Genomic DNA, 23927 nt, shown 5'->3' with positions numbered 1-23927 from the left:
ATTTCTGAACCACCCGCACCCCGAAAAAGTTAAGCCTAGTATCGCGCCGTGTGGGACGCGTGTCAAGAACCGTGCAGAGATCAGAGATTCGAGATCAGAGATCAGAGATCAGAGATCGGGTACGTGGAGGACGAGAGTTCGCCAATCCCTCTCCCTCTCCGCTTCTCCGCTTCTCCCCTTCCCCTTCTCCCCTCTCCCCTTCTCCCCTTCTCCCCTTCTCCCCTTCTCCCCTCCCTTCTCCCCTTCTCCCCTTCTCCCCTTCTCCGGTCTCCGATCACCCCCCCCTCCCCATCAGTTTCACGAAGTCCTGCGCGAGGGTGGGATCGGCGGGGGGGTAGAAGATCCAGATGCCGTCGAGCTCGGTTGCCAGGGGCACAAGCGCGGTCACGAACGCGTCCACGGAATCGCTGCAGCGGTCTTCGGCGCAGCCGATCATGGCCCAGACCTGAACGGCTGGGTTGATGGCCTGCGCGGCCGGTCTCGCCTGGCGCAGCAGGCTGGCGAAGGAGGCGGGGTCGTCCACCGACTTCTGCGCTTCGACAATCAGGATGTCGGCATAACGAGCCGCGTCCACGCCCGACCCCGGCTTGAGATTGCGACGGCCGCCAATGTTGCCGAGATTGTCCACAAAGCGATAGGCGGGCGCCGCCACCATCAGTTTTTTGCCAAAATGATCGGCCAACGTGCGCACGCGGCCAAGAAAGGCCGACGGATCAGGGACGTCCGCCTCCGGCAGAGCATGGGCTTCGATGCTCAGCGTGAAGAACGCGCAGCGATCCAGATCGGCCTGCGGGACCACAGCCAGCAGTTCGTCCGGCGTGTAGGCGTCCAGCCGCGGCAGGTGCAAGGCGCACTGCGCCTGACCCGCCTGCGCCGCCAGTCCCACGTTGGCCGCCGTGACTTTGATGATGTCCTGCGCCTGCAGGAGCGGCGCCAGGCCGGCCACCGTGGCCGGATTGACGGCCAGGCCGATGGGCAAATGCTGCAAGGGCGTCAGATCAACGGCAGCCGTTGGCGTTGACTCATCCGCAGGCTGGGGCGATGGCCCGACCTGGGCGGTGGGGCGCAATTCGGCGGATGGCGGCACAGGAGTCACTCTCGGCGGCCGCGGCATGGCCCGGCACGCGCTCAGCGTCAGCACCAAAACCGCCAGCACCCAAAGCGAAATCCCCAACACCCCAACGGAGGCAACCTCGCGTACCCTCCGGGTACGCATTGCGCTTTCTGCGTACCCTCCGGGTACGCATTGCACTTTTCACTTCCTCCCCTTTTCACTTTCTCACTTTCTCCCCTTCTCCGCCTCCCCCTCTCCGCCTCTCCGCCTCTCCGCCTCTCCGCCTCTCCCCTTCTCCTCTCACCGCGTCACCTCCACGCGCACCAGGTAGGGGGGCGGGAAATTGCCGGTGATGTCCACCGCGGTCAGGCGCAGGGTGTAGACGCCCGGCGCCAGGCCCGCGGTGTTCCAGGTTGCCAACAGCCCGCGGTTGACCGGGGTCGGTGCATTGACCAGCAGGTTCCAGTCGGTTGGCGCCTCGCCGGCGCCCCACTCGATCTTGTAATACTGGAAGTTCTCGATGGCGGCCGTGCCAATGATGCGAATGGAGGCGATCTGCCCGCTGACGCGCGCGCCGGCCGCGGGCGATTCGATCGTCACCAGGTTCAACCGCTGCAGCGAAGCCTCCGCCTCCAGCCGCGCGTCGCTGGCCGTTTGGGCCATCAACGCCAGGTAGTGCTGCCAGGCCGCGGTCGCGGCCTGACCGTCGCCGCGGCGTTGATAGTAACGCGCCAGGGCAAAATAGGGATCGGCGTACTCCGGGTAGCCCACCAGCAGCGCTTCGTTATGTCGAATCGCCGGCTCGATCTGATCGAGCGCCTGGTAGATGCCGGCCAGAATGGCGTGAATCCAGGCCGGCTGACCTTCCTGCGCCAACTGCGCCTCGTAGCGGGCGGCGTAATCGGGCAGGGCGCGCCAGCCCTTGAAGATGGCAACCAGGGCATTGACCGCATTCATGCGCCGCGGGTCGCGCTGCAGGGCCTGTTCGTAGAGGCTGACGGCTTCCTCCAGCTTACGCTGCTGGCGCAGGACATTGCCGGCCGCCTCCCAGGGCCAGCCTGCGCCGGGGTTGAGCTGCTGCGCCTGCTCGAACTGCGCCAGCGCGTCGTCGTAGCGCTTGTCCTGGCGATAGAGGTTGCCCAGGGCGATGTAACCTGCGACGTTGCCCGGTTCGGCCTGAATCGCGGCCTGGAACGCGGACATGGCCGCGGCCGGGTCGTTTTCAGCCAGGTAGGTGTTGCCGCTCAACACCAGGGGTACGGCCGCGCTGCGATTGAGCGCGGCGGCGCGTGCGTAGACCGCGCGTGCGCCGGTGTAGTCGCCGCCCTGCGCCAACGCCTGCCCCAGTTGGATGGCCCCCACCAGGTTGAGCGGATCCGCCTTCACCGCGGCCTGGAACAAGATCAACGCCTCGGCCGGCCGGCCCTGCAACTGCGCCAGGGTGCCCAGGCGAGCCAGGGGTGTGGCCTGCCCGGCGTCCAGGGCCAGCGCTTGCTCGAAGCGCGCCTGTGCGCCGGCCGCGTCGCCGGCGGCCCAACGCACATCTCCCCAGGCGATGTAAAGGCCGGCATTGCCCGGTCGCAACGCGGCCGCGCGGCGCAGGGTGGCCTCGGCCGCGGCCAATTGGCCGTCGGCCTGCTGGGCGCCGGCCAGGCCCACGAGCGCGGCCTGGTTCCCCGGCTGTAGGTCGAGGCCGGCCTGGTACGCCGCGAGGGCTTCCGCCAGGCGGCCGCGGCGGCGGTAGGCATCGCCCAACGCGACGCGTGCCGCGGAGGAGGTTGGCTGTCGGGCGACGGCGGCCAGATGGGCGGCCAGGCCCTCATCGCCGCGGCCCAGGGCGAGCAGGGTCTGATCCAGCCCGGTCAGCGCCGGGGCGTAGAGGTCGGCCGGGCCGGCGGGGGGGCGATTTTCTGCGGCAACGCCGGTCTGGCGATAGAGCGAAAGCGCCTGTTCCATCTCGCCGCGCCCGCGCCGCGCGTTGGCCTGCGCGGTCAAGCCAGCGGCGGCGGCGGATGGCAGGCGGGCCGCGGCCTGATAGGACGCGAGCGCGGCCGGCGTATTGCCCTGCGCTTCGAACCATTGTCCCAGGGCCAGCAGGCCGCTGGCGTTGCCGGCATCCGCGGCGATGGCGGCTTCATAGGCCGCCTTGGCGCGGCGGGCCGCGTCGGCTTGATCTTGACGCCGCAGCAGGTTGCCCTGGCTGACCAGCAGCGCCGGCGTGTTCGGCGCCAAGCGCAGGCCCTGCTGCAAGGTGGACGACGCGGCCGCGGGTTGGCCCTGCGCCAGTTGCAGGCTGCTCAGGCTGACGTAGTTCCCGCTGTAAAGCGGATCGGCGCCGATACCGGTGCGGTAGAGGCGCGCCGCCTCGTCCAATTTGCCCTGGTTGCGCATCAGATCGCCCAACGTGGCCCAGGCCCAACCAGAGGCTGGGCCGCGTGCGGCGGCCGCGCGACCGGAGCGCAGCGCCGCGTCGGCCTGTCCGGCCATCTCTGCGGTGCGCGCCTGGGCAATGAGCGGCGCGGGGTCGCTGGCATCGAGCGCGGCGGCTGTCTGCAGCAGCGCCTGGGCCTCGTCGAAGCGGCCCTGCTCAGCCAGGAGCGCGGCCAGGGCCGTGTACGCGCCGAGGTAGGTCGGTTCCACCGTGATGGCGGCGCGATAGACGGCCTGGGCCTGGGGGATGTCACCCTGGCTGCGGTAGGCGTTGCCCAGGCTGGTGCGTACCCAGCCGGAGGTGGGCGCGGCGAGGGCGGCCGCGGCCAGGTGCGCCTGGGCGGCGGCCGTTTGACCCTGGCGTTCGGCTACCTGCGCGAGGGCAATGTAGGCGGCGGGGCCGGTGGGGTTGAGGGCCAGGCTGCGCGTGAAGGCGGCCGCGGCTGCGGGTAAATCGCCCTGGGTCAGCTCGAATTGACCGGCGGCCAGGGGCGCGGCGCTGTCAGCAGGGTCAGCGGCCGCGGCGCGGGCGAAGGCGGCGCGGATGGCAGGGGCCGAGGTTTCCAGTTGGGCAAGCGCCAGCCAGGGCGCGGCCGACAGCGGTGCGATGGCGATCGCCTGCGTGAGCGTCTGCCGGGCCTCTTCCGCCTGACCCTGCTGCCGGTAGAGGGAGGCCAGCGCCAGCGCCGCGCTGACGTTGCCCGGTTGCCGGCCGCGGATGTCCACCAGCACAGCCGCGGCCGCGGCCGGTTGGGCCAACGTTTGGTAGAGATCGGCCAACGCGACGGCGACGATCACATCGCCGGGCCGGTGGTTCAACGCCGCGGCCAGGCGGGTCAACGCGGCGGTTGGCTGCCCAGCGCGTGACCCGGCCTGGGCCAGGGCAACAATGGCCGGCGCATAACCAGGCGCGAGGGTCAACGCCTGGGTAATGAGGGCAATGTAGGCGGCGGGGCGATTTTCGGCGGGTACGCCGGTGGACTGCGTGATGTCGGCCAGGGCAATCAGCACGTCGAGCGCGCCCGGCGTGGTTTGCAGGGTCTGGGTGAGGACGGTGACGGCCAGGTCGGGCCGATTTTGCTGGCGCCAGGCTGCGGCGCGCGCCAGGGCGATGGCGGTGTTCGCGGGTTCGCGGGCCGCCGCCTGCTCGAGCGCGGTCAGCACCTGCGGCCAGGCGCCCTGACGTTGGTAAAGCGCGGCCAGCCCCAGGTAGGGCGCGGCGCGCGCACGGTCGAGCGCTGCGGCATGAGCGTAGACCGCGGCCGGTTCGGCCGGGACATCGGCCAACGGGGGCAAGCGGCCCGCGGCCAGGCCCTGCGCGTAGGCCAGCCAGGGCGCGGGGTCGGTGGGGTCGGCCTGCATGGCCTGGCTCAACGCCTGGGCGGCCAATGTACGCTCGCCCGCGGCCAGCCACGCCTGCGCCAGCCCCATCCAGCCGTCAGCGCGGCTCTGATCCAGGGTGACGGCCTGCGAGAAGGCGGCGCGGGCGTTGATGGTGTCGGCGCCGCCCAGGTACCATTGCCCGACGGCCAGTTGCAGGCCCAGGTCGTTGGGGGTCTGCGCCTGCCCCTGCTGCAGCGTTTGCCAGGCGTGCGCTCTCTCCCCCTGCGCCAGATACCAGTTTGCCAGGGCGATGTAGGCGTCCGCATTCTGTGGCGCCCGCGTCATAGCCAGCGTGTAGGCGGAGGTTGGAGACCGGAGACCGGAGACCGGAGATTGGAGATCATCCGCCTTCCACAAATGGTCTTGCAGGAAGTTGCCAAGGGCGATGAGGGGGACGGCGGCGGCGGGGTTGTTGGCGATGGTTTCTTGCAGGAGGGTCAACGTTTCGGTGATGCGGCCCTGACGGGTCAGGAGGTCGGCCAGGGTCACGGCGACCGCGGCGTTGGTGGCATCGAAGGCGAGCGCGCCGCGTAACACCGTTTCGGCGTCGGCGCTCTGCCCTTGCCGCTGCAGGGCCTGGCCGAGCACGAGCGCGGCGCCGCCGAATGCAGGATTGACCTGGAGGGCCTGGCGCAGATGGGCTTCGGCCGCGCTCGTTTCACCCTCGCTCAACTCGCGGCCGGCCAGGGCGGTCAGCGGCCAACCGAGGCTGGGGTTGCGGCGGACGGCCTCTTGCAACCGCGCCTGGGCGGCCTGTGGATCGCGCCGGCCTTCCAGATTGGCGAGCGCAATCAGGAGGCCAGGGTTGGCGGGGTCGAGCTGCACCGCGGTCTGCAGGCGAGCGATGGCCTGCGGCAGATGGCCGGCCCGGCGATCCAGCTCGGCCAGCGCCAGGCTGGCGGCGGAGCTGGCTGGGTTGAGGATCAGAGCCTGTTCGAGCAGGGCGCGGGGGGAGAGGAGATCTGAGACCGGAGACCGGAGATTGGAGAAGGGGAGAAGGGGAGAAGGGGAGAAGGGGAGAGCGGAGAGCGGAGATTGGAGATTGGGAAGCGGCGAATTCTCGTCACCCACGTACCCGATCTCTGATCTCTGATCTCGAATCTCTGCCCTCAGACCAGCCAATGCGACGAGCAGGTCGGGGGAGCCGGGCAGGCGCTGGTGCGCGTCGAGCAGCAGGGTGAGGGCCGGGGTGATCTGGCCCTGGGCCTGGAGAGCTTCGGCCTGGGCGATGATGACGGTCGGATTCTGGGGTTCGAGGTCGGCGGCCTGGGCGAAGGCGGCCTGTGCGCCTTCGGGGTCGGCGCTGCGTTGGCGCCAGGCGGCCAGGGCCAGCCAGGGCGCGGCCTGCGAGGCGTCGCGCTGGCTGGCCTGCTGGTAGGCGGCGGCAGGATCAAGAACGACATTGCCGATGGGGAGAGATGCCGTCAGGGGAACTGTGCTGGCAGGCCGATTTTCGGTGCGAACGTCGGCCGGGAGCGTTGCGAGCAGGTTGCCAGCCAGGAGCCAGACGGCGCTGCTGGTGGGGATGGCCTGGGAGGCCTCGGTCAGCACGGCCAGGGCCTGGCTGCGGTTGCCGGCGGCCAGCCAGGCCTGGGCCAGGCCCAGGGGTGCGCTTTCCAGGGTGTGATCGAGCTGCTGCGCCTGGATGAAGGCGTCCTGCGCTTCGTCATAGCGGCCGCCGTGTAGATACCACTGCCCCAGCGCGCTCTGCACGGCGGCGTCGGCCGGCGCAATCTGCGCCGCGGCCTGTAAGACGGCCCACGCGGCCTCACGCTCGCCGCGGGCCAAATAAGCGGCAGCCAGGGCGGTGTAGCCGGCGCTGTAGAGCGGCTCGACGACCAGCGCCTGCTTGAACGCGGCTTCGGCCTCAGACCACGCGCCCTGGCTGCGCAATGCGCCCGCCAGCGCGACGCGTGCCCAGGCCGAGGCCGGGTTGAGCGCCACGGCGCGTTCCTCGTCACCCACGTACCCGATCTCTGATCTCTGATCTCGAATCTCTGTCCTGATCCCGGAGACCGACGCCAGGCCGATGTACGCGGGGATGAAGGTTCGATCGGACGCGAGCGCGGCGGCGAACTGTTCGGCCGCGGTGGGCCGGGGATCGCGCTGGCGGGCGGCCAGGTTGCCCAGGGCTACGTAAAGCTCCGGGCCAGGTGCGGCCTGCAAGCCCTGCGCCAGAACCGCGGCCGCCTCTGCGGGCTGTCCGCTGACGATCAGAGCGTCGGCCAACGCCAGGTAAGCATCCTGAAAGCCGCCGGCCACACCGATGGCCTGGCGATAGGCGGCCAGGGCGCCTGGCAGGTCGCCTTGACCACGGCGCACGTTGCCGAGCAGAACCCAACCCCCACCGGAGAGGGGCGCGGCGTTGACCGCGGCCTGGGCTACGGCCAGGGCCTGTGTCCGATCACCGCGCTGGGTGAAGAGCAAGGCCAGGTTGGTCGCCGCGCCGGACGCAGTTGGATCGAGGGCCAGGGCAGCCTGGTAGGTGGCTTGCGCGGCCTGGAAATCGCCGCGGCTGCGCTCCAGGTCGCCGCGCGCGCTGAGCAGGGCTGCGGAGGCGGGATTGGCCTGCAGACCAGCGGCCAGCAGGGCGATGGCGGCGTCCGCGTCGCCCTGGGAGGCAAGAAGCTGCGCCAGGGCGATGAAGGCGCCGACATAGGTTCGATCTGCGGCGATGGCGCGGCGGTAATGAGTCTGTGCGGCGCTGGTGTCGCCGGCGCGGGCATGGGCCGAGGCCAGGGCGGAAAGCGCCCAGGCGGAATAAGGCGCAGCGCGTACGGCCGACTGGTATTCGGCCAGGGCGCGGGCCGGCTCTCCTTGCCGCATGAAGACGCGTGCCAGGTTGACATGCGCGCCGACGTTGCGGCTGTTGATCTCGATGGCCCGCCTGTAGGAAACCACGGCCTGCGCAAGCTGGCCGGCTGCCTGCTGCATGTCACCCAGGGTCTGGAAAGCCTCATCCGCGCCGGGCGCGGCGACCGCGCTGGCGTCTACGCCCTGCTGCGCGGTGGTGAGCGCGTCGGCCAGGCGACCTTGATTCTGAAGGAAACGGGCCAGGGCGGCAAAGCCATCCGGCGCGTGCGGAGCCGCGACTACGGCCCGGCGATACCAATTTTCGGCTTCCTGCGTCGAGGCCAGGCTGACGGTGAGCGTCGAGGTGAGCGAAATGGCAGGCGCTGGATAGGCCGCGCCGGACGTCGGCGCGGCATCGGCGCCTTGCAGAGCCAGGTTGCCCAGGGCGATGTAGGCGCGGGCATCTTGCGGCGCGAGGCGGATCACCTCCTGGAAATGCGCCCTGGCCTGCTCGGGTTGACCTTGCGTTTGGGCGAGTTGACCCCAGGCCAACAGGGTGTCCACCGGACTGACGAGGCGCGCCTGCTGTACGTTGACCGCGCGGCGGTACCAGGTCTCCGCCTCGGTGTAGCGACCCTGGCGATGGTAGACCACAGCCAGGCCGCTGTAGCCGTCTGGCTCGGTGGGGTCAATCGCCAGCGCACGCCGAAAGATGGCTTCGGCCTCAGTCAGGCGGCCGCGATCGCGCAGCAGGTTGCCCAACGGGGTCAGAAGATCGAGATCGTTGGGCGAGAGGCGCAGGGCGCTCTCATACGCCTGCACGGCCGGCTCGGTCAGGCCTTTGCTGCCCAGCAGCGGCGCCAATTGGTTGAAATAGGTGAGGGTGCCTGGCGGGACCGCGGCCCCGATCGCGCTGGCATAGGCCGCGGCGGCTGCGTCTGGCCGGTCGAGCAGCAGCGCCAGATCGCCCATCTCCTGAAACCACTCGCCGTGCGTGCTGTCAGCGGCGACCGCGCGGGCGTAGAGGGCCAGGGCATCCTCCGGTTTGGCCTGGGCCGCGGCGATGCGGGCCAGGTTGGCGAGGATGATCGGAGATTGGAGACCGGAGACCGGAGAAGGGGAGAAGGGGAGAAGGGGGGGAGAAGGGGAGAGGGAGAAGGGGGAGAAGGGGAGGGGGGGAGAGCGGAGACGGGAGGGGAGAAGGGGAGAAGGGGAGAAGGGGAGACCGGAGAGCGGAGAAGGGGAGAAGGGGAGAAGGGGAGACCGGAGACCGGAGAATTCTCGTCTTCCGAGTACCCGGTCTCTGATCTCTGATCTCGAATCTCTGTCCCCAGACCGGCGGCCTGAACGAGGGCGTCGCGCGCCGCGTCGAGGTCGGAGAGGGCGAACAGGGCTTGGCCGAGGCCGTACCAGGCGATGGCGGAGTTTTCTGCGGCCAGGGCGCGGCGGAAAGTGGCGGCGGCTTCGGTCCAGCGCTGCTCAGCAAGCAGGGTGTTGCCGGTGATGACGAGCGACGGCGCGGTGGGGGAGATGACGCGGTAAAGCTCGAAACCGTCGCCGGCAAAGAGGCGCGTGACCTGCAAGTCCGGGGCGGCGGGGCTGCTGGCGGCCAGGGTGCGCAGTTGCCAGGCCAGTGTACGCGCGTCACGCAGCAGGATGAGATCGGTATGATAGCGGGCCAGCGTGTCGAGCAGCGGCCCGTCCACGAAGCGGGCGCGGGTGAAGGCGTCCACATCCTGGGCGCGCTGAATGGCTTCGGCCTGACGTGCGGCCGGGAATTCTTCACTCGTGGTGGTGTAACGGTGGGCGACGACGTAGCGACGACTGACCGCAGCGGGGATGACCTGGTTGGTCGCATAGTCGCTGAGGATGACGGTGTCATCGGGCAATTGCCGCAGCGCGGTCACGACCGAGGCGGGCAGGTTACGCGGCACGTCGAGCGTCGCCGCAAAGGTCTGCATGCGTCCCTGGATGGCCGGCAGGCTGAGGAGGGTCAGGAGGATGAGGAGGGCGGAGGGAAGGAGACGGGAGATTGGGGACCGGAGACGGGAGACCGGAGATTGGAGGCCAAAGAACAGCGCGCTGCCCAGGATGAGGGCGATGGGCAAGGGCCAGGTGAAGCGGTAGAGCATCCAGGGCGTCACCACGCGGCCGACGAGGGGCGCCAGCCAGGGGGTGAAGGCGATCAGCAGAAAGGGGACGGTGGTGGCCAGGATGAAGCGCGCCAGGGGGCTGCGGCGCACGCGCAGGAGAGCCAGCGGCGCGAGGAGCAGCGCCAGGAGGGTGCCGGCGTCCCAGAGCAGGTCGGGGTGGCTCATGTAGCTTTGCGGGCTGAAGATCAGGAGGCCCTGGCCGTTGATCTGGCTCCACAGACGGTAGAGCAAGAAGGGGTTGGGCGCGCCCGGCGGCGGGGTGACGATGGACGGCTGCGGGCCAGGCATCTGCAGGGCATCCTGCCAGACGAACGGCAGGACGAGTTCGGGCGCCTGTTGCAGCGGCAGGTTGGCAAACGACGCAGGGAAGAGATAGGCGGAACGGGTTTCTGCGACCTGTTGGCGCAGCAGGAAGGGGACGATCAACAGGGCCAGGACGATGGCGCCCACACCGAGGCTGCGGCGCAGGCTGGCCCAACTGGGACGCACCAACCAGGTCAGGCCGGCCAGCGTGCTGGCAGCCACCGCAAAGAACGCGGTATCAATGGGGTGGATGATGAGGGGCAGGCTGCCGAGCGCGGCCAGGAGCAGGTCGCGCGGGGGGGAGAGATGATTCAACGCAAAGGCGCGAAGGCGCGAAGACGCAGAGGAGTTCAACGCAAAGGCGCGAAGGCGCGAAGGCGCAGAGACGGATTGGTCTCCGTCAACCTGCTTTAGCAGGTTTGGCGTATCAGACGCCGAATTCATTCGGCGGGTATCAGACGCCGAATTCATTCGGCGGGTATCAGACGCCGAATTCATTCGGCGGTTCTGCAAGGCGCGGTGGACGAGGGCCAATGCCACGGGCAAGACCACGAACAGGAGCATGAACTTATCGGAGACGATGCGGCGGAAGAAGGCGTAGGCCAGGTTGCCGTGGCGGTGAAAGGGCGCGGCCAGGAAGAAGAGCACCTGGAAGCTGGTGAGAAACAGGGCCAGGTCCTGGCGCCGGGTCAGTTGTTTGACCAGGGTGTAGAGCGAGGCCAGGGCGCTCAGGACGAGGAGCGCAGGCAGATAACGGCCCAGGGTGTCGCCCAGGTCAGCGCCGCTGAGACGGGCCAGGAAGGCCGGAATGATGCCCCAGGGGTTGAGCGCGGCGCGCGGCGGCACGGGCAGGCCTGTGCCAAAGAGAGGATCGAGGCCGGTCAGCGGCTGATCGTCGAAAACGGGGCGCGTGAAGCCCAGGTAAGCGATCTGATCACCGTCCAAACCGCCGCGGCTGGCGATCAACGCCGCGGCGACGAGGGCCGCGAGGAGGAGGAGAGATTGGAGGCCGGAGACCGGAGAAGGGGAGAAGGGGAGAAGGGGAGAAGGGGAGAGGGGGAGAGGAGGAGAAGGGGAGAAGGGGAGATTGGAGGCTAAAAAGCGGCGAATTCTCGCCTTCCACGTACCCGATCTCTGATCTCCGATCTCAGATCCCTGACCTCTGGAAAGCATCACCAGAACGAGGGTCAGTCCGCTGAAGATCCATTGAAATGCGCTGAGGTTGAGATGAAGGGCCAGGGTGGCGCTGGCCGGGAGGATGAGAAGCGCCAGGCTGAAGGGAAAGGCCAGGCCCAGGCGTTCCAACGGATCAAGCGTTGAGTCAGGAAGCAGCCGGCGCGTCAACAGCCAGCCGGGGAAAAGCAAAACCAGCCCATAGGCCAGGCCAACGGCAACCGCGGGCGGCAGCCATGTGAGCATGTGCGCAAGGGTTGAGAGAAGCAGCAAAAGGGTCAGGATAGCGCTCACAGGCGGCGTTTAGCCTTCCTCTGCTTCCTGTCCGATCAGTGCCCGGCGCAGGGTGGTGGCCAACGCCTCGAAGTTGAAGGGCTTTTGCAGCCAGGCGGCCATGCCCAGGGCCAGCAGGGACTGCCCCTCGGCTTCGACGGGATAGCCGGTCATGGCAACCACTTTGATGCCCGGACGCACGGCCCGCACGGCCTGAAGCAGCTCAACCCCGCCCATCCTGGGCATGACCAGGTCGGTCAGCACGAGTGCGATCTGGGCCGGGTCGCGAGTGAAAATTTCCAGCGCGGCCTGGCCGTTGGCTGCTTCCAGGACGTTGTAGCCCAGGGCATCCAGGGTGTCGCTTATGACCTCGCGCGCAGTCGCTTCATCTTCGACGAGCAGGATGGTTTCATGGCCCCCGACCAGCGGCTCCTGCGCGGCGCTGTCAGCGGCCGGTGCGGCCAGCGTGACCACGAGCGGCAGGTAGATGACAAACGTGGCGCCCTGACCGGGCCGGCTTTCCACGGTGATGAAGCCATCGTGCTGGGCCACGATCCCGTAAGCCTGGGCCAATCCAAGCCCGGTTCCTTTTCCACGCTCTTTGGTGGTGAAAAACGGCTCGAAGATGTGCGGCAGAGCCGCGGCCGGAATGCCGGGGCCGGTGTCGCTGATCGCCAGGCGTAACCATGCGCCCGGGGTCAGTTCGGGCAACGGCGGCGGCGCGCCGGCCGCCACGTCCACGTGACTGAGCTTGAGACGCAGCACGCCGCCCTGGGGCATGGCGTCGCGTGCGTTGATGGCCAGGTTCATCAGGACCTGCTGCAAGCGTGTGGGATCGCCGTTGACGATGTACTCCGGGCCATCGTAGTTCAGCCTGATCTGGATGTTCTCCGGCAAGGTGCGTTCCCACAGGTTGACCAGTTCTTTCATGAACGGCAGGAGGTCCACCGCGCTGCGTTCCATGGCCGAGCGCCGGCTGAAGTCCAAAATCTGCTGGATGAGCCTGGACGCGTGGTTGGCCTGTTGGCTCATGGTAACGAGCCGCTGGCGGTCACGTTCGGCCAGGGGGGCACGCATCAGTATCTGTGAGTAGAGGGTGATGACGCTGATGATGTTCTTGAAATCGTGCGCAATGCCCGCGGCCAGTTGGCCGATGGCGGCCAGGTGTTCCTGCTGCTGCACGCGGCTGAGAACGGCGCGTTCCTGCGTGACGTCGCGCAGGATCAAGACCCAACCGTCAGCGCCGGGCGTGGCGTCGCCTGGCGCGCTGTGCAGCGGGCAGGCCATGACCTCGAAAACGTGATCGGCGTGGGTCAGTTCGTGGGCCAGTCCGCTGTCGGGCGTCTGCAGCAGGGCCTCGATGGACTGTCCGGCCAGGGCCAGCAAACGCTGCTCGGGCAGCCACGACGCCAGCAGCGCCAACGCCTTGTCCGCGCCGGGGTTGGACAACACCACGCGCAGGTTGGTGTCCAGCAGGAGGATGCCATCGGGCACGGTGTTCATGATGGCCCGCACCTGCGCGGCGTAGGCTGCCAACTGATCGTTCAAGGTGACGCGCTGCAAGGCGCGGGCTACCATATCGGCAATGGCAACAAGGGTGCGCAGATCGGCCGAGCCGATAGGTGCGGCGCGGCCGATGCTCAAGACGCCAACCGGCGTTTCGTCGGCGATGAGCGGCGCCGCGGCCACCCACTCCGGCCCTTTGAACAGGTCGGGACGAGCCAGGCGGCTGTCGGTGCGCACATCGGGGCTGACGTAGGGCTGCCCGCTCGCCAGCACCTGCCCGCTGATGCCCGCACCGGGCGCCAACTGCATCCCCGTGGCCGCGGCCCAGGTTCCGGCCGCCAGCTCCACCGTCAGACTCTTGGTGCCCGGGTCATAGATCGAAAGGGATGCGCCGCGAGCCTGGAAGAGCGCCAGGGCTTCGCCCACCACGATTTCGATCATCTCGGCGCGGGTGCGCGCACCTCGCAGCACGGTGCTCATGCTGGCAATGGCGGCCAACTCTCGTTCGCGCTGTTTGGCCTGGGTCACATCGCGGCCAATGCCGATGTAGGCGATGGGCCGACCTTGCTCGTCGCGCACCGTGGAGATGGACTGATAGGAATGCCACAGGTCGCCATTCTTGCGCCGATTGACGATCTCGCCGGTCCACGAGCCTTGCGCCAAAATGTCGCGCCACATGTTTTCGTAGAAGGATGGCGTGGAGTGCGGTGAGCGCAGCAGACTGGGTTTTTGCCCGATGGCTTCTGCGCGCGTGTAGCCGGTCAGGGTCTCGAAGGCCGGGTTGACATCCAGGACGATGGTGCGCAGGTCGGTGATGACCATGGCATCGGACGCGCTGACGAACATGTCGCGATAGAGCCGCACCTGCTGGAATAACGAGATGCGGCGCAGCGCGTTGCTGGCCAGGTTGGCAATGCCGCCCAGCAGGCGCAAATCGTCCCCATTCAGTTTGGTGGAGCGCCGGACGCCCACTTGCAGCGTGCCGATGATGCGTGCGCCGTCATACATGGGAATGCAGGCCACCTGCACTTGCGTGTCCAGCGAAGTCAGCAGCGGGCAGCCGGGCTGACCGCGGCAGATACCGCCGACGCGCAGGCTGCAGAGCGCCGGCATCTCCTCCAGAGCAAAGCGGCGACCGGCCAGGGATTCGGCCTGGCCGCGGCCTTGCTTGACAACCAGGTCATCGGTCACGTCGCGCACCATGATGACAACGCTGTCCGCGCCCAGGGCCGTTTCGGCATGGCGAGCCAGGGTGGCGGTCATCTCATCGGTGGAGAGTTCCAACTGGAGAGCAGCCGACAAATCAACCAGCGCGGTCACTTCGTGCAACCGCTGCGCTTGGGCCGCCTCAGCCTGCTTGCGGCGCAGCACCTCGCCGAGCTGTGCAGCCACCGCGGCCACCAGTTCGATCTGACGGGCATTGCGCGGGCGCTCCTCTCTGGAGAACAGGGCGATCACGGTCATCACCTGGTCGTCGGCCAGCACAGGCACGACCAGGGCCGTCTTCAGGCCCGCCCGTTCGGCCAGGGCGCGCCGCGCGAAGTTCTCATCTTGTGTGACATCGTGTTTCCAGACCGGGGCGGCCGATTGCCAGGCCACGCCGGGCAGTCCCAATCCCGGTGCAAAGGCAACATCCGCACTGGCTGTGGCAAACGCGGCCAGTGCGTCATCGTCAGAGTGCCAGACCGGACCGCGCACCAGCACAGTCTTGTCTTCAGCGAACAGCCAGGCTTCGCCAAGGCGCCAATCGCCCACCTCACAGATGCGCTGCAGCACCAGGCTGAGAGCGCTCTCCAGATCAGCCGCCCGGGCAATGTCCAGGGTGATGGTCTGCAGGAGACGCTGTTCGGCCTCGATGCGTTTCTGTTCGGTAGTGTCCAGGACGACCGAGAGCATGCAGGATTCACCGCCCCAGGTAATGAGTTGAAGCGAGACCAGGGCCTGGCGCAGTTCGCCGGTGCGGGCGCGAAAGGACATTTCCAGATTGCGCAGCGTCCCGACCGCGGCCAACTGCTGCACGATGGCCGGGCGCTCGCCCAAGTTGGCCCAGATGTTGAGTTCGCTCGTGCGGCGCCCGATTATCTCATCCCGGCGATAGCCGAACATCTCCAGGAAAGAGGTGTTCACCGCGATGACGCGGCCATCCGCCAGGGTGGTGATCCCCATTGCCACGGGGACGGTATCGAAAATGGTGATCAGGCGATCGTCGGTCTCGCCCGCACTTGCTGCAGAAAGAGTGATCATCTTGAGCCTTGCCCGTCACGGTTAGAGCGGGATAGTAGCATAGGGGGGGAGAGAGCGCAAATGCCGAGCAGGCACAGGGCGGCGCCAACGGCCAGGGCCAACGGGGCGCTCCATACGCTGGCGCCGGCGCCGATGAGCAGGCCGCCCAAACGGCCGCTGCCGATGCTGAGCAGGGCGTAGAAGCTGAGGACGCGGCCGCGCAACTCGCCCGGCGTGTGCAACTGGAGCAGCGAATTGGTGAGTGATTGTGACACGACAAACGCGGCGCCGCCCACTGCCAGCAGCAGGGCCGAAAGGGCAAACGCTGACGAGAGGGCAAAGGCGATCTGACCCAGGCCGAAGACCAGGCTGGCGCCGATCAACCAGGCCAGGCGCCGCGTCCCCTGGTAGCCAGCCGCCAGCAGGCCGCCGACGACCGCGCCTACGCCCACGGCCGCCATCAACAGGCCCAGGCCCGTCGCGTCCACGTGCAGGACATCCCGCGCAAACACCGGCACGACCACATACGGGGCAAACACCAGGCTGCACAGGCTGAGGATGCCGATCATGCGCAGGAGGTCCGGCTGGCCCCGCAGATAGGTAACACCGGCCAGGACACTCCCTCCCAGGCTGCCACGGCGGTCGAGCGTCGCGGGGAAGGGCAAGCGCAAGAAGATGAGCGTCACAATGACGATGCTGAAGCTGGCGGCGTTGATGCCAAAGCAGCCCGCTTCGCCCACGCGGGCGATGAGGATGCCGGCCAGCGCGGGGCCGATGACGCGGGCGGCGTTGAACGCGGCCGCGTTCAGCCCCACCGCGCCCGGCAGATCGGCCGGCCCGACCATTTCCAGCAGCAGCGACTGCCGGGCCGGCACGTCCAGCGCGCCCAGCGCGCCCAGGAAGAACTCCAGCACCATGATATGCCAGACCTGGATCAGCCCCAGCGCAGTGAGCAGGGTCAGGAGCAGGGCTTGCAGGAGCAGCCCGCTCTGCGTCAGGATGATCAGGCGCCGGCGGGGCATGCGGTCGGCCAGCGCGCCGCCCAGCAGGGTGAGGGGGATCACCGGCAGCAGCGGCAGGAACCAGGTTGCGCCCAGGGCCAGCGCGGAGCCGGTCAGCCGATAAACCAGCCAGCTCTGCGCGGTGGTCTGCATCCACGCGCCGCTCTGCGAGAGCATCTGCGCCGCCCAGTAGCGCCGGAACTCCCGATTGTGCAGGGCGCTGAAGAGATGAGTCACGAACACCTATCCTGATTTCTTTTCGTGTCAATTCGTGCAATTCGTGACAGAGGAATCTGGTTCTTTTTGCCACGAATGACACGAATTTTCACGAATTTCCTTTCGTGTCAATTCGTGCAATTCGTGGCAGAACAATTCATCGTCGTCGTCTGGTCTCTGGTCTCTGGTCTCTGGTCTCCGACTAATCGCGCCATATCGTTGTTCATTATCACGCGGAACGCCCGATAAGTCAACCAGAAGACCGCTGTATCAGCCATCCTACCCCAGGTACCCCAACCCGGTGAGGCGGGAGGCCACTTCGGCGTCGTAGCCCGCGTCGGCGCTGTGGTCCGGGCCGGCCGCGGCGGTCAGGCTGGGCTGATAGCGCAGCGGCCGCTGCGCCAGCGCGGAGCCAGGTTCGAACGCATCGCCAAGCACGCGGCCGTCGAGATCATCGGGCAGGGGGACATCCGCCAGGTGCAGGATGGTCGGCGCCAGGTCAACGATGCGCGCGCCGCTGATTTCAGCCTGCTGGCGGATGCCAGGGCCGTGCAGGATGCACATGCCAAAACGGCGGTTATTGCCCTTCCACTGCCAGTGCGCCTGGAACGGATCGGGCTGCGCCAGCCCGGCCCGGTTGTGGTACTCATCGGCGTTGAGGGCCAGCAGATCAGGCCCGTCCGCGGCATAGGGGCCTTGAAACGCCTCGTCGCGGCGGTAAACCTTGACGAAGACGCGGGCGCCGGTCTCCGGATCACGGATGGCCTCGATGGCCTGGATCAGTTCAGCGCACAGGGCCTGGTAGGCCGCCTCGGTCGGCGCCAGGTCGCGGTTGATGTAGATTGGCCCCTGCGCCAGGGCAAACGCACGGGTGCGCGTCCAGTCCACGCGCTGCACCACGGCTTGATTGCCAAACTCGCCAAAGACGCCGGTGCTGCTGGGCAGCAGATACGCGATGCGGCGCATCAGCTCGAACGGGAAGAGGCGCTTGAGGTGCAGCACGTCGAGCAGACGGCTGATGGTGGTGCGGTTGAGGCCCAGCCGGAAGAGCAGATCGGCCGGCCGGGTGCGGGTGAAGAGGTAGCCCTGCTGTTTCAGCCAGGCGTTGAGGAAGAAAACTTTGGCGACTTTGGCCGTGCCGTGATCGGACATGACCAGGGTGTAGTCGAACTGCGGCGCCAGCTCGCCCAGCCATTTGTCCACGATCTGCCAGGCCCACAGGGTCGGCGCTTCGTCGAAGAAGAAGTGCTGCAGGCGATTCAGATCGAACGTGGTGATGTGCAGGAAATCCACCGGGTCCTTGCGGTGCAGGTACGCGCCCGCGGCGAAGGTCTTGTCAATGACAGCCAGCGCCTCCTGCACCACCGGGCTGTCCTGGGTGGCGTCGAAGAAATCGCCCTTGATGTTCAGCTCGTAGTCCAGCGCCTGCTCCAACTCGGCCGCCAACTCCGGCGGGGAGGTGTAGCCGGTCTGGCTGACATCCGGCCCGCCGCAGACCATGAAGCCGTTCAGCGCTTTGGGCGGATAGGTGCGCGGCACGCCGATGACGCCGGTGCGCAGGCCGGCCTGGTTCAGATAATCCCACACCTCCGCGCTCTTGAAGCTGAGCGAGGTGGGGGTGATGACCTCACGCGTGCGCGGGTCGAGCTGCTGCCACCAGAAGACGCCCAGCTTGCCGGCGTATTTGCCCGCGGCGTAGCATTTCCAGGCCGGCGAGGTGACAGGCGGCAGGCTGCTCTCCAGTTCCCCGGCCGTCCCCTGCGCCACGAGCCGCGCCAGGTTGGGCAGTTTGCCGTCGGCCAGCCAACCGCTGATAAAATTGAACGAGCCTCCGTCGAGGCCAAAAACAAGAATGCGTGGTTTGGACATAGGTTTCTCCTCAGAGATCAGGGATCAGAGATCGGAGATCGGAGATCGGTGAGACCCCCCCCCTTTCCCCTTTTCCCCTTCCCCCCTCCACTTTGCTGCACTTTGCCCTTTGCACTTCTGCCCTTCCCCCCTTCTCCCCTTCTCCCCTTCTCTGGTCTCCAATCTCCATCCTCATCAGCGCAAGATCGCTTTCCTGCACATACGGATGGGTGGGGAGGGTGAGCAGGCGTTGGGCGATTTCGGTCGCGCCAGGGAAATCGTCGCTCAGGTTGACGGCGGTTGGCCCCAGCAACGCAGCGGGGAATGGGCGCCGGAGGATTTCCGCCAGGGTGTGGCCGTACAGGCGGCCGGCGCCGATGCCAGCGCGGCGCAGGCGGGCGATCAGATCAGCGCGCTGCGCCGGGCTGCGGGCCAGCAGCGGCAGGCGCAGGTAGATGGGCTGGCTGCCGGCTGCGGCCGCGATGGGGGTCAGGCCGGCCTGCGCGGGCAGGTCTGCCAGCAGGCGCTGCGCGTTGGCCTGCCGTTGCGCGTTCCAGCCGGCCAGTTGCGGCAGCAGGCGTTGGCCCAGTGCGGCCGCGGGCGCGTTGAGCGGTTGGCGGGCAAACTGCCAGGTGCGCGGATCATCGCCGGCCGCATCGAGGCCCAGCCGCGCCACCCACCACCAGCCCCGCGGGTGGGTGGCAACAGCCAGCGCCGCGATTCTGGCCCAGGCCAGGAGCTGTGACGCCAGGCGCGGCCGCGGCCAGGCGGCGAAAATTTCCGCGGCGGCCGCGGCCAGGCTGGCGTCGTTGAAAAGCGCCGCGCCCCCGCCCCCCGCGCTCAGCGGCTTGCCCGGCCCGAAGCTGAACAGCCCGGCGTCGCCCTGCGCACCCGTACAGGTCGCTGGCTCAGGGCCGCGTGCGCCGAAGGCCTGCGCGGCGTCGTCCACGAGGAAGGCGCCGGCGGCGTGGGCGCGGGCGCGCACGCCGTCCAACGGCCGCGGCAGGCCCAACGGGTGTACGCTGACCACGGCCAATGTCTGCGGCCCGATCGCGCGCTCCAGCGCGGCGCGGTCGTAGTCCAACGTCAGCGGGTCCATGTCCACCAGGCGCACGCGCAGCCCCGCGGCGTGCGCGGCATAGGCCAGGACCGGGCAGGTGTATGCGGGCAGCACCACCTCGCGGCGGTCAGGGCGCAGACGCTTGCCTGCTTCCAGGATCAGGAAAAAGGCCGCGCGGCCGCTGGCCGTCAGATGAACGGACGGACAGCCGGTGAGCGCGGTCAGGTCGCGGGCAAACGCAGCCTCAGCGCCCGTGCGCGCCGCCGCGGCCAGGCTGGCAGCCAGGTCAGCAGCCGTATGCGGTGTGGCGCTCGGCGGCAGAAAGCGCCCCCGCGCCCAGGGCAAAACAGGATTCGTAATAACAATTCCTCCGAAAGGCATCATCCGTGTCAATCCGTGTACCCATCCCTTCCCCCTACCCGAACGGAATGCGACGGCGCACGATGGCGCTGAGGGCTTCCGCCACGGCCGGGGGCAGGCGCTGCCACAGGCGCTGGGCCAGGCTCAGGCTGCCCGCGGGCCGAGCCTGCGCAATCAGCCCGGGCAGCGTGCGCTGGCGGTGCAGCCAGACGTGCTGATAGAGCGGCTGCTGCTGCCCGAAGCGCCGCTTGAACGCGGCATGGCCGGAATCGGCCGCGCTGCGCCCAAAATCCACTGCGGCCCAGCCCAGCCCGGCGAAGTGCGCCATGATCTCCCAGTACATCAGATAGGTGGCATGTTGGCGCAGGAACGGCGGCCGGATCGCGCCCCAGGTACACCAGACCGTCTGCCCAAGTAGGAACTGGCAGCCGCCGCCCACCAATTCGCCGTTGTGACGCATGACCAGCAGCGTGAAGCGTTCCGGGAAGTGGGCCTGCGCCCGGTGGAAGAAGCGCCGGCTGAGCACGGGCGTCCCCTTGCGCTGCGCCGTCTCCGCGAAGGCCGGATACCAGGCGTCCAGTTGATCGGCGTCCCAGCTCAGCTCGAAACCGGCCCGCTGCCCGCGGCGCAGCAGGTTGCGCAGATCGTGCGAAAAGCCCTGCCACAGCGCGTCCGCGCCCGCGTGCAGGCTTTGGCGCACGGTGACATGACGCGCCACCGTGTGCCAGCCGTCCGCGCCGGGCGCCGCTGCGTCGGCCCAGGGCAGCGGATCAGGGCTGTCGCGCAGCACCAGGTAGGCCGCGTCCAGGCGCCGCGTGAGCGCGGTCGCGGCCTCGATCAGCGCGGCGGCCGCGGACGGGCTGGCCGCGCACCACCCGCCTGGCAGCGAAGTGACATGCACCCTGGCCGGCCAGGCATGGACGGCGCACAACGGCAGCACGCCCACAACGGCGCCCGCGTCCTTGCGCGACCAGGGCAAAGGGGCGCAGGCCGTAGACTTCACGGTAGATGTTCTGCCACGCGGCCAGGTGAAAGTAACTGGCCTGCGGCGCGGCGAGGACGAATTCATCCCAGGCCGCGGCGTCCATCCCCTCATGCACCTCGATCATGCCAGGCTCCAGAGCGGCAGACGCTCAGCCTGCGCCAGATGATCGGCCAGCGGCCCCCAGGGGGAGTCGGTCAGCAGGCGGCGCCAGGTTGACCAGAGCCTGGCCCGGCCGGCGCGGTGGGTGATGCGCTCACGTGCGGTCAGGCGGGTTGGCGCAGGCTGGTTGGTGTCGAACTCCCACGGATGCACATAGGCCACGATGGGGCCCTGCGCCTGGGCGCGGCGCACCAGCGCCCGAATGACCGGATAGGGCAGCGCACGCCAGGCAAAGCCGCCGCAGGGCAGACGCCAGCGCCCCAGACCGATGGTCGTGACCGGAAATTCGATCAGCGCGCCGGCCCCGCCAGGTTGCAGGCGCACCGGCCGCAGGGGCGCCTGCGCAAAGCCGTACAGCGGATTGCGCGTGCGGATCAGGCTCGAATCGTAGACGAACCCTTCGTCCGCCAGCACGTCGAGCGCCCACAGGCACGAGCCGTTGATCGAAAAGTAGGGCGCGCGGTGGCCCAGGATGGGAACATCCCCGGCCGCGCGGCGGATGGCGTGTACGGTGCGGCGCAGCTCGTCCCGGAACTGGGCCGGGGTCAGTTCATGCACGAAGCGATGGTCATAGCCATGCACGCCCAGTTCGTGGCCGGCGGCCGCGATGCGGGCGATCAGCGCCGGTTCGGCCGCGGCCAGCGCGCCGACCACAAAGAAGGTGGCGCGCACCCCGTGGCCGGCGAGCAGTTCGAGCAGGCGGTCGGTCAACCCGGCCGCGCGGGCCGGCCATTCCGGCCAGCGCGCCACCTGGCGATTGGTACTGGTCAGGCCCTGGAACCATTCTTCCAGGTCAATGGTCAGCGCGTGGCTGGGCAGATTTTGGTCCGGCGCCACCGATGATCCGTTCAACCGACGTACCCCAACCCGCGCAGGCGCTCGCTGATCGCGGCTTCGTCCTCGGCGGAGAGGGTGAAGGCGCCGGTTGTGCTGACCGGCGCGGGCGTGTCAACCACCTGCGGCGTCTGTGCAGCTAACGGGCCGCGCAGCGCCTGGATGAGAACGCGGCCATCCATGGCGGCCGGAATCGGCTGACCCAGCAGGTGCAGGATGGTCGGCGCCAGGTCCGCCAGGGTCGCGCCGCTGATCTCGACGCCTGGCTGCACCGGCTCGCCCAGCGCCGCGAAGATGCCGTTCATGCGGTGCGTGCCGGAGATGCCGCGGCGCATCGCCTCGATCACGCGGTGCGAGCCAAACTCATATTCGCCAAAGCCAAAATACTCCAGGCGTTTGGGCAGGAAGACAATGTCGGGCGCGTCCTCCAGGTACGGCCCGCGGTACAGTTCTTCACGCGGGTAAATTTCATCCACCACCGCCTCGCCCGTGGACGGATCGGTCAACAGGCGCAGGCGGGCCATGATCTCCTCGCGCACCTGCTCGTACTCCCGCCCAGGCGCCACGCAACCTTGCGGCTCGCGCCCGGTCACATTGAGCCGAATCTGGCCGATGTTGCCGAGCGAGTAGGCGCGGGTCGCGGGCCAATCCACATCATCGAACGAGAGAAAGAGGGTGCGCAGCAGACCCTGACCCTGCCCGCGCACCACCTCACGCTTGAGGCTGCCCAGTCCCAGGCGCATGAGCAGGTCATAGACGGCCATCGGGCTGAAGCCGGCCCGGAACGCCGCGTATTTGAGCCGGGCGCGCCAGGCGGGCTTGATCGCCAGAAAGCCCTGCTCACGCAGCCAGTTGTTGACATGGATGAACTTGTGGAACGGGCCGAAGCCGTGATCGGACATCAGCATGAGCACGGTGTCCGGCGGCAGGCTCGCGATTTGGGTCGCCAGCCAGCGGTCGAGGAACTGGTAGAAGGTCAAGATGGCGTCGCCGTATTTAGCCGCTTTGGCCGGATCGTGCAGCGGATGCGCGGGGCTCATGAACTTCCACATGGCGTGCTGCACGGTGTCAGTGCCGTTGAAGACGACCATGAAGAAATCCCAGGCCTCGCGGCCGCGCAGATTCTCCACCAGCTTGATGCGCGTCTCGGTGGTCTGGTACAGGCGGGCCAGGAAGGCATCCACGCCTGCGTCGGAATAGGCCTGCCCCGGGTCGGGGTAGAGGATGTAGTTGCCGGTGATGCGCTCGATCTCCTGCGCCAGTTCCGGCGGGTGCGTGAAGGTGACCTGCTTCGACGGCGTGGGCAGGCCGGAGATCAACAGGCCGTTGACCGGCTCCGGCGGAAAGGTCATCGGCACGTTGACCACGGCCACGCGGCGGCCGGCCGCGCCCAGCAGGCTCCACAGACTGGGCAGGCGCCGGTTGGCCGCGGTGGCCGGAACGAAGTTGTAGGTGCCCGGCTCGCGGTAGACCCAATCGTAAATGCTGTGGCGAGCCGGGTTGGCGCCGGTGGCGAACGTGGTCCAGGCCGGGCCGGTCATAGGCGGCACGGTGCTGCGCAGTTGGCCCCAGGCCCCGCGCGCCAAAACCTGGGCCATCGCGGGCAGCTTGCCCTGCGCCACCCAGGGCAGGATCAGATCGAACGTGGCCCCATCGAGGCCGATCACGAAACAACGGTAGGTCATAGAAATGGATTCAAATCCTCAATCAGATTCATCAGCAGCGCCGGTTGAGCCTTCGGCCTGACCCGCCTGTTGCAGTTGCTGCACCTCCCAGGTGAGCAGCGCCACGTCCTGCGCCAGTTCCTTGTTCTGCGCCTGCAAACGCGAGATGGTGATGCCCTGGAAGAGCAGAATCAGCACCGCGAACAGCATACCGACGCCGAACAGGATGGACGGCGCGTAGACCACGCCGATCAGATCGGCCACGAAGCGCAGCGCCCCCTCGAAAATCGAAAAGAGCAGCAGCGCCACGCCGGTCAGCAGCCAGAGCAGCGCGTGATCTTCACGCAGCCGCCCGCGGCGCACCAGTTCCAGGATCAGGCCAAGCCAGCCCAGGCTCACGGCAATGGCAATCAGTTTCAGAATCGGTTGTGGCATGAAACCATCCATGGGAAGTGCAAAGTACAAAGTACAAAGTGCAAAACATCGTCCACTCTCGATTTGCGATTTGC

11 protein-coding genes are annotated in these 23927 nt (G+C 68.0%); all 11 read right to left on the bottom strand.

Annotated elements, in window-relative coordinates; genetic code table 11:
• Positions 1-274: 274 nt before the first annotated feature.
• A complete protein-coding gene (locus IPF85_RS07120; protein WP_343407377.1) occupies positions 275-1156 on the bottom strand; it encodes a hypothetical protein in 882 nt (293 codons plus the stop codon).
• A 198-nt stretch (positions 1157-1354) separates the two neighbouring features.
• Positions 1355-8482, bottom strand: a complete 7128-nt coding sequence (locus tag IPF85_RS07115; RefSeq protein WP_343407483.1) for a tetratricopeptide repeat protein — start codon at positions 8480-8482, stop codon at positions 1355-1357.
• Between the two features lie 11 nt (positions 8483-8493).
• Complete coding sequence (locus tag IPF85_RS07110) at positions 8494-11583, bottom strand: tetratricopeptide repeat protein (RefSeq protein ID WP_343407376.1); 3090 nt, start codon at positions 11581-11583, stop codon at positions 8494-8496.
• A gap of 9 nt (positions 11584-11592) precedes the next feature.
• Entirely contained in the window at positions 11593-15312 is a 3720-nt protein-coding gene (locus tag IPF85_RS07105; RefSeq protein WP_343407375.1) for a PAS domain S-box protein, read from the bottom strand.
• On the bottom strand, positions 15309-16529 hold the full coding sequence (locus IPF85_RS07100; RefSeq protein ID WP_343407374.1) for an MFS transporter: 1221 nt from the start codon (positions 16527-16529) through the stop codon (positions 15309-15311). The genes IPF85_RS07105 and IPF85_RS07100 overlap by 4 nt, the downstream gene beginning before the upstream one ends.
• Positions 16530-16787: 258 nt before the next feature.
• Entirely contained in the window at positions 16788-18377 is a 1590-nt protein-coding gene (locus tag IPF85_RS07095) for an alkaline phosphatase family protein (protein ID WP_343407373.1), read from the bottom strand.
• Positions 18378-18387: 10 nt separating this feature from the next.
• Positions 18388-19761 (bottom strand): DegT/DnrJ/EryC1/StrS family aminotransferase, encoded by a 1374-nt coding sequence (locus tag IPF85_RS07090; RefSeq protein ID WP_343407372.1) that lies wholly within the window; start codon positions 19759-19761, stop codon positions 18388-18390.
• A 70-nt stretch (positions 19762-19831) separates the two neighbouring features.
• Positions 19832-20779 carry a GNAT family N-acetyltransferase gene (locus tag IPF85_RS07085; protein WP_343407371.1) on the bottom strand — a complete coding sequence of 316 codons (948 nt, stop codon included), beginning with the start codon at positions 20777-20779 and terminating at the stop codon, positions 19832-19834.
• A 102-nt stretch (positions 20780-20881) separates the two neighbouring features.
• Positions 20882-21772, bottom strand: coding sequence for a polysaccharide deacetylase family protein (locus IPF85_RS07080; protein ID WP_343407370.1), 891 nt, complete (start codon positions 21770-21772; stop codon positions 20882-20884).
• A complete protein-coding gene (locus IPF85_RS07075; RefSeq protein ID WP_343407369.1) occupies positions 21769-23439 on the bottom strand; it encodes an alkaline phosphatase family protein in 1671 nt (556 codons plus the stop codon). Before IPF85_RS07075 ends, IPF85_RS07080 begins: the two co-directional genes overlap by 4 nt.
• A gap of 18 nt (positions 23440-23457) precedes the next feature.
• On the bottom strand, positions 23458-23853 hold the full coding sequence (locus IPF85_RS07070) for a DUF2304 domain-containing protein (RefSeq protein WP_343407368.1): 396 nt from the start codon (positions 23851-23853) through the stop codon (positions 23458-23460).
• Between the last annotated feature and the right edge of the window lie 74 nt (positions 23854-23927).

Source organism: Candidatus Amarolinea dominans (assembly GCF_016704685.1).
Taxonomy (GTDB): Bacteria; Chloroflexota; Anaerolineae; order SSC4; family Amarolineaceae; genus Amarolinea; species Amarolinea dominans.
Note: the sequence above shows the minus strand (reverse complement) of the source record. Positions and strands in the feature narration are given on the sequence as shown.